This window comes from Microbacterium sp. 69-10 (genome assembly GCF_001897945.1).
Taxonomy (GTDB): Bacteria; Actinomycetota; Actinomycetes; order Actinomycetales; family Microbacteriaceae; genus Microbacterium.
Map to the genome: position 1 here is coordinate 39,112 of NZ_MKRT01000005.1, position 10,694 is coordinate 49,805.

At 66.4% G+C, this 10,694-nt stretch carries 7 protein-coding genes and 3 pseudogenes; 8 read left to right on the plus strand and 2 right to left on the minus strand.

Annotated elements, in window-relative coordinates:
* The 3 genes and pseudogenes from BGN97_RS01860 to BGN97_RS01870 all read left to right on the plus strand — a co-directional run.
* Positions 1-501, plus strand: a pseudogene (locus BGN97_RS01860) (DDE-type integrase/transposase/recombinase); the annotation flags it as partial.
* Positions 502-790: 289 nt separating this feature from the next.
* Positions 791-1,990: an IS30 family transposase gene (locus BGN97_RS01865; protein WP_292697559.1), complete on the plus strand. Its 1,200-nt coding sequence runs from the start codon at positions 791-793 to the stop codon at positions 1,988-1,990.
* Positions 1,991-1,997: 7 nt separating this feature from the next.
* Positions 1,998-2,288: pseudogene (locus BGN97_RS01870) on the plus strand (integrase core domain-containing protein); the annotation flags it as partial.
* Positions 2,289-2,588: 300 nt separating this feature from the next.
* Here BGN97_RS01870 and BGN97_RS01875 read toward each other — a convergent pair.
* Both BGN97_RS01875 and BGN97_RS01880 read right to left on the minus strand, forming a co-directional pair.
* A pseudogene (locus BGN97_RS01875) lies at positions 2,589-3,521 on the minus strand (integrase core domain-containing protein); the annotation flags it as partial.
* A gap of 166 nt (positions 3,522-3,687) precedes the next feature.
* Positions 3,688-4,707, minus strand: coding sequence for a LacI family DNA-binding transcriptional regulator (locus BGN97_RS01880; RefSeq protein WP_292697550.1), 1,020 nt, complete (start codon positions 4,705-4,707; stop codon positions 3,688-3,690).
* A gap of 253 nt (positions 4,708-4,960) precedes the next feature.
* Here BGN97_RS01880 and BGN97_RS01885 point away from each other — a divergent pair, with 253 nt between their 5' ends.
* From BGN97_RS01885 to BGN97_RS01905, 5 genes are all read left to right on the plus strand, one after another.
* On the plus strand, positions 4,961-7,156 hold the full coding sequence (locus tag BGN97_RS01885; protein ID WP_292697551.1) for an alpha-galactosidase: 2,196 nt from the start codon (positions 4,961-4,963) through the stop codon (positions 7,154-7,156).
* Between the two features lie 65 nt (positions 7,157-7,221).
* Positions 7,222-8,478 (plus strand): extracellular solute-binding protein, encoded by a 1,257-nt coding sequence (locus BGN97_RS01890; protein ID WP_292697552.1) that lies wholly within the window; start codon positions 7,222-7,224, stop codon positions 8,476-8,478.
* An 83-nt stretch (positions 8,479-8,561) separates the two neighbouring features.
* Positions 8,562-9,479, plus strand: a complete 918-nt coding sequence (locus tag BGN97_RS01895) for a sugar ABC transporter permease (RefSeq protein WP_292697553.1) — start codon at positions 8,562-8,564, stop codon at positions 9,477-9,479.
* Position 9,480: 1 nt separating this feature from the next.
* Positions 9,481-10,299, plus strand: coding sequence for a carbohydrate ABC transporter permease (locus BGN97_RS01900; RefSeq protein WP_292697554.1), 819 nt, complete (start codon positions 9,481-9,483; stop codon positions 10,297-10,299).
* A gap of 139 nt (positions 10,300-10,438) precedes the next feature.
* On the plus strand, positions 10,439-10,648 hold the full coding sequence (locus BGN97_RS01905; protein ID WP_292697555.1) for a hypothetical protein: 210 nt from the start codon (positions 10,439-10,441) through the stop codon (positions 10,646-10,648).
* Positions 10,649-10,694: the final 46 nt, after the last annotated feature.

Below are 10,694 nucleotides of genomic sequence, written 5' to 3' on the forward strand. Positions count from 1 at the left end.
CCGTACTACCGGTGGCTGGAAGATCCCGTGTCTCAGCGAGATTGGGACGATGCTCATCTGGTCAACGCGGCGATCGACGTGCATGCCGACGACCCAGCGTTCGGTTACCGGTTCATCGCGGGCGAGCTCGCCGAGGCGGGGTTCACCGCCTCGGAGCGGCGGGTATGGCGGGTGTGTTCGGAGAACGAGATCTTCAGCGCGTTCGTCCGCAAACGCCGCGGCAAGGGGCGCCTGGTCGGCTCGCCGGTGCGGGATGACCTCGTCCGGCGCGAGTTCACCGCGCCCGGCCCTGACCGGCTCTGGCTCACCGACATCTCGGAGCACTCGACCGGTGAGGGGAAGATCTACCTCTGCGCCGTGAAGGACATCTGGTCAAACCGGATCGTCGGGTACTCGATCAACGAACGCATGACCTCAGAGCTGGCCGTCTCGGCCCTGCGGATGGCGATCCAGCGCCGCAACCCCGCCGCCACCACCGTTCACAGCGATCGAGGAAGCCAGGGCGGATTCAACTGGTTGTCGCAACACCTCGATCGAGAGGTGTTCAACGATGGTGACGGCGGATTGGAGCAAGAAGACCAGCGAAGTGCCCGTGAGTGCGCGTCGGCAGTGGCGTGCGGATCGAGCGTTGCGGCCGCCGATGCGTTCGCCTGGGCGGCCTGAGCCGTCGCGGGCGGTGCAGCGGCAGTTCTGGTGTCTGATTGCGACGGGCATCACCTCGGCCGAGGCGGCGCTGAAGGTGGGCGTGTCCGTGCCGGTCGGGACCCGTTGGTTTCGCCACGCTGGCGGCATGCCACCGATCTCATTGGCCGAGCCCATCGGTCGCTACCTGTCCTTCGAAGAGCGCGAGGAGATCGCGTTGCTGCGCGCCAAAGAGGTCGGCGTTCGTGAGATCGCGCGCAGGATCGGCCGCGATCCGGGAACGATCTCCCGCGAGCTGCGCCGCAATGCCGCCACGCGCAGCAGAAAACTGGAGCATCGGGCATTGGTGGCGCAATGGAAGGCTCAGCAGGCGGCGAAGCGACCAAAGACGGCCAGGCTGGTGACCAACGACAGGTTGCGTGAGTACGTCCAGGAGCGCCTCGCTGGCAACGTCCGCCGACCGGACGGCACCATCGTTGTCGGGCCGGAGCCGCCCGCGTGGAAGGGGTTGAACAAACCGCACCGGCAGGACCGGCGGTGGGTGATTGCGTGGAGTCCGGAACAGATCTCGCACCGGCTGAAGGCCGACTTCCCGGATGATGAGTCCATGCGCATCAGCCACGAGGCGATCTACCAGTCGCTGTTCATCCAGGGCCGTGGCGCGCTCACACGCGAACTGGTCACCTGCCTGCGAACCGGCCGCGCACTCCGTCAGCCACGAGCTCGAGCGCAGAACCGACCGCAAGGGCATGTCACCGCCGATGTCGTGTTCTCGAAGCGTCCCGCGGAGGCCGCGGACCGCGCCGTTCCTGGGCTCTGGGAGGGGGATCTGATCATCGGAACGGGCCGATCGGCGATCGGCACTGTCGTCGAGCGCAAGAGCCGCTCGACTCTGCTGGTGCACCTGCCCCGCCTGGAGGGCTGGGGCGAGAACCCATATGTGAAGAACGGTCCTGCACTGGGAGGCTACGGCGCCGTCGCGATGAACGCCACGCTCATCGCGACCATGACCAAGCTCCCCGAACAGCTCCGGAAGACGCTCACGTGGGACCGCGGCAAGGAGCTCTCCGCCCACGTCCAGTTCGCGCTCGAGACGGGCACGAAGGTGTTCTTCGCTGATCCCCACTCGCCCTGGCAACGGCCGACGAACGAGAACACAAACGGGTTGCTGCGACAGTACTTCCCGAAGGGCACCGACCTCTCACGCTGGTCCGCGGAAGACCTCGAAGCCGTCGCTCTCGCGCTCAACAACCGGCCACGGAAAAGCCTGAACTGGCGCACTCCCGCGGAAGTCTTCGAGGAGCAGTTACGCTCGCTTCAACAACACGGTGTTGCAACGACCGATTGAGCCCAAGCAGTTTCGTTCCCGACGCTTCCAAGCAGAACTCGACCGGAACGGGCTCGTCGGCTCCATGGGCAGGGTCGGCGCCGCCGGCGACAACGCGGCCATGGAATCGTTCTTCGCGCTCCTGCAGAAGAACGTGCTCAACAGCCGCCGATGGGCCACCCGCGACGATCTCCGCCTCGCCATCGTGACCTGGATCGAGCGGACCTACCATCGGCGACGTCGGCAACGGGTCCTCGGCAAGTTGACGCCAGTCGAGTTCGAAGCAATCATGACCACACAGGCCGCGTCCGCGGCCTAACAAGAAGAGTCACCAAGACCCTCAGCAGTCCCTTGTGCATCAGGACATCGGTGACGGTTCGTCTGTCAGGACATCGGTGACGCTTCCTTCTTCTTCGGTCCGCGCGGTTGGCCGTTCCCGAAGTACTTGACGCCGGGCGGTGGCCAGAGGTGCTCGACGATGAGGGTGCCGTGCTCGTCGAAGACCATGATCCCGGCGGCTTCGTAGACGACGAACACGTCCTTCCTGCGCATCGGGTAGCTGACGCTGAAGATCACGCCGCGGGCCTTGATCGATCCGTTCGGGTGGATGGTCGCGACGCGGATCCCGTCGAGCACTCGACCGTTCGGCGACGGTGCCGGCGGCAGCGGCTCGTTCGGCTTTCGCTTGATCGGTCTGGGTCGGGGCGGGGTGGCCTTCGGTGTCGCTTCCCGCGCCTGCGACGGAGTGATCCTCCCCGGCAACGCTTGATGTCCGCGTTCGGTGTTGTAGATGTGATCGAACCGGTCGATCTGCGCCTGCAGCTCCCGCAGGTTCGCCGCGATCGGCTGCTTGTCGAGGTAGCGGAACAGGGATTGGTGGAACCGCTCGTTCTTCCCCTGCATGGTCGGCTTGTAGGGCTTTCCGGTGATGGGCTCGACACCAAGCCTGCTTGACGTACTCGACAAGCTGGCCGACGATCCCACGCCGTGACGGGTTCAGTGCGATGCCGTTGTCCGAGAGCAGTCGCTGCGGGACGCCGTGGCGCTTGATCGCTTTGCGAACCACGCGGATCGCGTCACGGGAGGTCTCGCCGATGGCGGCGTGGGAGGCGATGGCGTACGGGAGCTGGAAGATGACGCACTTGCGGCCGCTGGCGAGGACGTATTCGGTCGCGTCCAGCTGCCAGCAGGCGTTCGGTGCCGGGTAGACGAATCGGCGATAGGCGGCGCGGGGCTTCTTGCGGGTCATCTTGTCGTGCACGCTGATCGGCCCGTGGTCAAGGCCGGAAGCTTCGAGCGCCGCGCGCACAGCGACGGCCTGCTTCTTCACGTCGTCACCGATGGTGGTCGGGCTGGTCTTCGGGCGTCGGGAGCGCGGCTCGAGCGCCGCCGCTTGCCCCTCCACAAGTGCGCGTCTACGGATCGCATAGAACGTCTTCCGCGAGATCGAATGCTCGACACAGAACGTGGTCACCGCGCCCCGCGGCGCATCGGGTGGCCACTGAGGGATAGCGAGACGGACACGGGGATCGACGGGCTGAACCGGGCTCATCCCTCACAGATATGCCCGAGAAGTGTCACCACCTAACGCCCCGGAAGCGTCACCGATGTCTTGATGCCGTTCCGTCACCGAAGTCCTGAGACATGACAGTGGGGAGCACGCGTGCCGACGACTCGCGGACGCGCACCCACTCAACGACCCGCGGGCATGTACTCGCTCAATGACTTGCCGGCGTGCATCCGCACGAGGCGCGCACGATGATGTCCATCTCGAACAACGCGGCGGTCGGCGTTCCCCTTCGCTCCGCGAGTACGGCGACGGCGGCGTCCGCCACGTCACGGTAGCGGTGGCGCACGGTCGTCAGCGGTGGCCAGGAGTACTCCGACTCGGCCGTGCCGTCGAAGGAGATCACGGCTACATCCGCGGGAACGTCCCTGTCCAACTCGTGTAGCGCCTGGAGGGCGCCGATCGCCATCAGGTCCGAACCCGCGAAGATCGCCGTGGGGGGTTTGGAAAGGCCCATGAAGTGCCGCGCGGCCTCCGCGCCGCCGCGCCGATCCCAACTCGTGGTGGCCAGGTGCTCGGGCGTGAGGCCCGCGTGCGCGAGCGCGCGCTCCCACCCGACTCGGCGCTCGTCGCCGACGAGCGGATCGAGGGGGCCCTCCATATAGGCGATCGAGCGATGTCCGTGCTCGAGCAGGTGGCTCACCGCGAGCGTTGCACCCGCCCGGGCATCGGAGCCCACCGTCGAGAACCCGGGAGTGGGAATGGAACGGTCGATGATCACCTGCGGCACATCACCCCCGGATGCGCGCGGCGCGTCCTTCCGGTCGGGGTACAGGGAGAGGAAGACCAGGCCCTCCACGCCGCGGTCGACGAGATCGGCGCGCATCTGAGCCTGACGGGTCTCATCGTTGTGGGTGCTGGCCAGCAGCATCGAATACCCCCGTGCGGTGGCCGCCGCATCCAGAGCATCGATGCACTCGGAGTGGAACGGGTTCACGATCTCGGACAGCATCAGTCCGATGGTGCGCGTTCCCCCGAGCTTGAGCGCTCTCGCGGAGGCATTGGGCCGATAGCCGAGCTGGTCCACCGCGGCGAGTACCCGGTCCCGAGTCGCGGCGGCGACCGGGCGGGGTCCGTCGTTGATGACGTAACTGACGACGGCGGTGCTCACCCCCGCCAGACGGGCGACGTCGGCGCGGGTCGCCGGGCGCTGCGGTCTGGTGGCGTTCACGGGGCTCCGGAGGTGCTGCTCGTACGGTCAGGCGCGGATGCGCCGTTGCATTACGAACGTACCCGAAAAGGCTCGAATTTACTCGTGTCTCGGCGCGAGATCGATCACTATCCGCTGAATCCGCGGGAAAGGACGCACTTGCGCCGTAGGCATCTACTCCAGTAGAGTCACTCACACACCACCTCGCACCACCTGACAGTGGCCACCCGCCGCCCTCATCAACAACGACGTTCATCGACACCACGGAGTACTTGTGCTCGTCCATTCCGACACGCGACTCGCGCACCTGAGAGCCGGTGGTGTCTCGCTCGTCCTCGACTGGAGCGACGGCCGCGTTCCCGTCGTCGCGCACTGGGGAGCAGAGCTCACCGGGGGCGACGAGGCATCCATCGTCGCTCTCGCCCGGGTCGCGCAGCCCGCGGTCGACCTGGCCCACAGCCCCGTGGACGCCGTCCGATCGCGTCTGCTGTTGCTCGAATCCGATGGATGGAAGGGACGACCCGGCCTCGTGGGGCATCGCCCCGCGACCGGGTCGGCGTGGGCCCCCGTGCTTGAGATCGTCTCCGTCGACATCGACGCCTCTGTCGCCGAGCAGACCGGGTCGGTGCTGAGCGCCGGATCTGGGCGGCTGGTCTTCGGCCTGCGTGACAGTGCAGCCCAGATCGAGGTCGAGCTGGCTCTCGAGCTTCTGCCCTCCGGGCTGCTGCGCGCACGAGCGCGCCTGGCGAACACGGGCGAGGACGACTACCTGCTGGGCGAGCTCGCCGTTGCGATGCCGCTGCCCGCAACCGCGGACGAGGTGCTCGATTTCACCGGCAGGTGGAGCCGCGAGCGCATCCCCGAGCGAATGCCGCTCGGGGTCAACGTCCACATGCACGAGAGTCGCCACGGTCGCACGGGATTCGACAGCCCCCCGATGCTGATGTGCGGCACCGCCGGCTTCGGCTTCGCGCGGGGCGAGGTCCACGGCGTCCACGTCGGCTTCTCGGGAAATCACCGCACCTGGGTGGAGCGCGTGCCCAGCGGCATGCGGGTCATCTGCGGCGGTGAGCTACTGCTCCCCGGTGAGGGTGCTCTTGCGCCGAGAGCCGAGTACGAGAGCCCGTGGATCTACTTCGGACGGGGCGACGGACTGGATGAGGCAGCAGCCCAGGTGCACGCGTGGCTGCGCTCGCGGCCCGAGCACCCCGGCATCCTGCGGCCGGTCACGCTCAACGTCTGGGAGGCCGTGTACTTCGACCACGACCTCGATCGCCTGATCCGGTTGGCCGAGCATGCGGCCGCGGTGGGGGTGGAGCGGTTCGTGCTCGATGACGGGTGGTTCACCGGACGTCGCAACGACCACGCCGGGCTCGGCGACTGGGCCGTCGACGCGGATATCTGGCCGAACGGTCTGCATCCGCTGGTGCGTCGCGTGCGGGAGCTCGGCATGGAGTTCGGCCTGTGGGTGGAACCGGAGATGATCAACGTCGACTCCGATGTCGCCCGGGCCCATCCGGAGTGGGTCGCCGCCTCCGGCGCGGACCTGCCGTTGGAGTGGCGCCACCAGCAGGTGCTCGATCTCACGAACCCGGATGCCTACGCGCACGTTCTCGGCGAGCTCGGCGGCATCCTGGCCGAATACGACATCGGCTATCTGAAGTGGGATCACAATCGCGATCTCATCGCCGCGGGGTCGCCCGTCGCAGGCGGAGCGCCGATCGCCCACGCGCAAACGCTCGCCTGCTACCGGTTGATGGATGAGCTGGTCGCGCGCACTCCCGGACTCGAGATCGAGAGCTGTGCCTCGGGTGGGGGGCGGATCGATCTGGGGATGGTCGAGCACGTCCAGCGATTCTGGCCGTCGGACTGCATCGACCCCGTCGAGCGGCAGGACATCATGCGCTGGACCGCCCAGCTCATGCCGTACGAGCTGCTCGGCGCCCACGTCGCCTCTCCGCGTTCGCGCACCACCGGGCGGGTCAGCGATCTGAGCTTCCGGGCCGCCACCGCACTGTTCGGGCACTTCGGAATCGAGTGGGATCTGACCTCGGCATCCGACGAAGAGCTCGCCGCTCTGGGGGAGTGGGTGCAGTATCACAAGAGGCACCGCGCGCTGATCTTCAGCGGGCGCCTGCATCGCTCCGACTTCGATGAGGGCGCGCTGCGCCTGGACGGTGTGGTCGCCGCCGACCGCTCACGCGCGCCTTTCTCGCTCGTCTCGCTGCGGCGGGGATCGGTCGCGACGATCGGCAAGGTGCCGGTGCCCGGGCTCGATCCCCGGGCCAGCTACCGGGTGAGCGTGCACGCTCCGGGACCGGTCACCGGCCTGATCGCGACCCCGTGGCTGCAGCAGCACGGCATCGTCGTCACCGGCTCCGTGCTCACCCTCAGCGGGCTCCAGGTGCCCGAGATGCACGCGGAGCAGGCGCTCATCCTCGAGTTCCAGGAGGTGCCCGCAACCCTCTAGTGCCGTGCGCGGCACCCTGCGCACGCTTACCGCCAATGACGTCAGAGTAAGGAAAGAACCCCGCTATGAAAATCACCCGCACCATCATCGCCGCGACGGCCGCCCTCGCCGGGGCTTCGCTCGCCCTTACCGGATGCAGCGCCGGAGGATCCGACGACGGATCCTCGAAGATCACCTTCTCGCTGTACATGACGGCCGACAGCCCTGCGAAAGCCGTCTACGAGGAGCTCATCGACGAGTTCACCGCGCGCACGGGCATCGAGGTCGAGATGTCGTACGACACGACCAACTACGAGAACAACATCAAGGTGCAGATGGCCGCCAACAACCTCCCCGACGTCTTCGCGACGCACGGCTGGTCGGTGCTGCGCTACTCGGACTTCCTCGCGCCGCTCAACGACCGCTCCTGGGTCGCCGATGTCAACCCTGCTCTGGACAAGTCGATGCGCGACAGCGAGGGCAACATCTACGCTCTGCCGCTGGAGTACACGGTCGCCGGCATCGATGTGAACCTCGACGTGCTCGAAGCGGCCGGAGTCGACGCCGACGCCATCACCACCTGGGGTGACTTCGACGACGCGCTCACCAAGGTGAAGGCCGCCGGTGTGACACCGATCACCGCGTCCGGAAAGTCGAGCTCTGCCGGTAACATGGCCGACTACATCGCCTCCAACGCCTTCAGCGACAGCGAGAAGCAGAAGTTCACCGACGGCGACTTCGACGTCGACGCCTGGTCCAGCGCCGTGCTCTCGCACGTGGCCGGGTGGCAGAAGGACGGGTACTTCAACCCCGACTACGTCTCCGCGTCGCTGGACGACATGGCATCCCAGCTCGCGCAGGGTCAGGCCGCGTTCGCCCTCGTGCCGGCATCGTCGATCCTCGGCACCGCGCTGAAGATCAACCCGGACGCGAACATCGGCTTCGTCCCGGTGCCGAGCGACGACGGAGAGCAGTACACGGTCGGCGGCGAGGGCATCAACTCCTTCGGCGTCGCGAAGGCGAGCAAGAACAAGGATGCCGCGCTGGAGTTCGTCGACTTCCTAGCCGAGCCCGCCAACGCGGCCAAGGTGGCAGGTTCCCTCGGCTCGTACTCCGGGCTGACCGATGTCACGGCCGACCTCGGCGTGCTTCAGGCCAGCTACGACAAGTGGGTCGCTCCGGGCACCATCCCGACGATGCCGTTCTTCGACCGCGTCTACCTCCCCGGCGGAATCTGGAACGCGATGATCGCGACGACCGACTCGGTGATCACCGGTCAGTCCACCGCCGATGACGCAGCCGAGCAGCTGAAGGTCCAGTTCGACACCCTCTACGGTCAGTAAAGTTGCCGACCGGTTGACCCGGGTGCTCGGACGCCGACACGGCGCCCCGAGCACCCACCTCCCATGAGAACCCGAGGAGCACGATGAGCGCACCTTCTTCCGCCGCCGCAGCGCTTCGCACGCGACGCATCTGGCGCGAGTCCGCCGTCAACCTGATGTATCTGCCCGCTGTGGCGCTGTTCGTGGTGTTCATCGTCATCCCCGTCGTCCAGGGGGTCGCCATCGCCCTCACCAATTGGGACGGCTACTCGGCCCAGCGTAGCTTCGTCGGCCTAGACAACTTCGCCCGCATCTTCACGGACGAGAACTTCGCCACGGCGTTGCGTAACACCTTCATCTTCGGCGTCGGTTCGACGCTGATCCAGCAGGTGCTGGGGCTGCTGTTCGCGGTGCTGCTGGACCGCAAGTTCCGTGGGCGGGGGTTCGCCCGTGCGGTCATCTATCTGCCGGTGCTCGTCTCACCGGTCGTGATGGGAACCATGTACTACCTGGTGTTCCGCTATCACCAGGGCGCCCTCAACGACATCCTCGGGGTGCTCGGAATCGCCCAGGTCTCCTGGTTGTCCGATGTGAACGTCGCCGTCGCGGTCATCGTGCTCATCAACTCCGTGCAGTTCATGGGTGTGTCGATGCTGATCTACCTGTCTGGACTGCAGGGGATTCCCGCGGAGATCAAGGAGGCGGCGTCGCTGGACGGGGCGACCGGATGGCGGCAGTTCTTCGCCATCACCGTTCCGCAGCTCACGCCGGCGTTCGCCGCGAGCGTCGTGCTCAACCTCATCGGCGGCCTGAAGCTCTACGACATCATCCAGGTGCTCACCGGCGGCGGGCCCGGATATGCGACCAACTCGCTCTCCACACTCATCGGACGCACCTACTTCGGCAACCAGGCCGCAGGCTACGCAGCGGCCCAGGGAATCGTGCTGTTCCTGATCATCGTGGTCTGCACGATCGCTCTGAACTGGTGGTTCGACCGCACCCGAAACCGACTGGAAAACTGACATGCGCGCTCCCACCAAGGCCCTCGTCGCCGTCATCCTCGTCGTCGGCGCTGCGATCCAGCTGATCCCGTTCTATCTCGCGATCACCACCGCCTTCAAAGCGGGATCCGACCTGAGCTCCGTGTGGTTCTTCCCCTTCGCCGAGGCGACGTGGTCGAACTTCGCCGAGGCGATCACCAGCGGCGGAATTCTGCGCGCGACGCTCAACAGCGCGATCGTCACCGTGGTGAGCACGGCGCTGGTGTGCATTCTCGCCGCGCTCGCCTCGTATCCTCTGGCCCGGCGACGGACCACCACGAACCGTGCGGTCGAGTTCGTCATCCTCGCGGTGATGATGGTGCCGCCGCTGGCGATCCTCGTGCCGCTGTACTCGCTGCTGAATGGGATGGGGCTGCTCAACACTTACCTCGGGCTGATCCTCCCGCTGACCTGTCTGGAGCTGCCGCGCGCGATCTTCCTCTACACGCAGTTCCTGCGCTCTGTCCCCCTCTCGTTGGAAGAGGCGGCCCGCATGGACGGGGCGAGCCGGGTGCAGACGCTGTGGATGATCGTCTTCCCGCTGCTCAAGCCCGTCACGGCGACGGTGATCATCCTCACCGCGGTATACGTGTGGAACGAGTTCGCGCTCAGCTCGTACATCATGTACAGCACAGACATGCGGACCATCGCGCCGTCGATCGCCGCCTTCTTCGGGGCGAACGGATCGAACGTGAACGCCGCCGTCGCCGCGTCTCTCATCGGGGTCATCCCGATGCTCATCGCTTACCTGTTTCTGCAGCGGTACTTCATGAAGGGGATGCTGGCCGGCGCCGAGAAGTGACCTCGCCGCAGAAAGGACTGCCGCAGGGCGTGAGGAACGAGTCGGTGACAGGTCAAGTCATCACCGATTCGTTCCTCACGCCCCGTCGACTCGGCACGATGCTGTTCGTTTTTTTCGTTTGAGCCGGTAGCGTGGCGGTATGAGCACTCCCATCGACGTGCCCCGCGGGTCCCGCAAGCCTCAGACATATCTCCCCGAAGCGGGAGCTCGCGAAGAGTTGCTGGATTTTGCGGAGTTGGTGCGCGAGCTCGAGGCGTACTTGGCACAGAGTTCCAGCAAGGCCGCCCTCGTCGATCCGCAGGGCGCGGCTCGGCCGATCCCGGATGAGATCTGGTCAAGCCCCTGGTAGTGGTGTAGTTCGGGTTCCTTCGATCTGTTGAGGGTTCAGGCTGTGA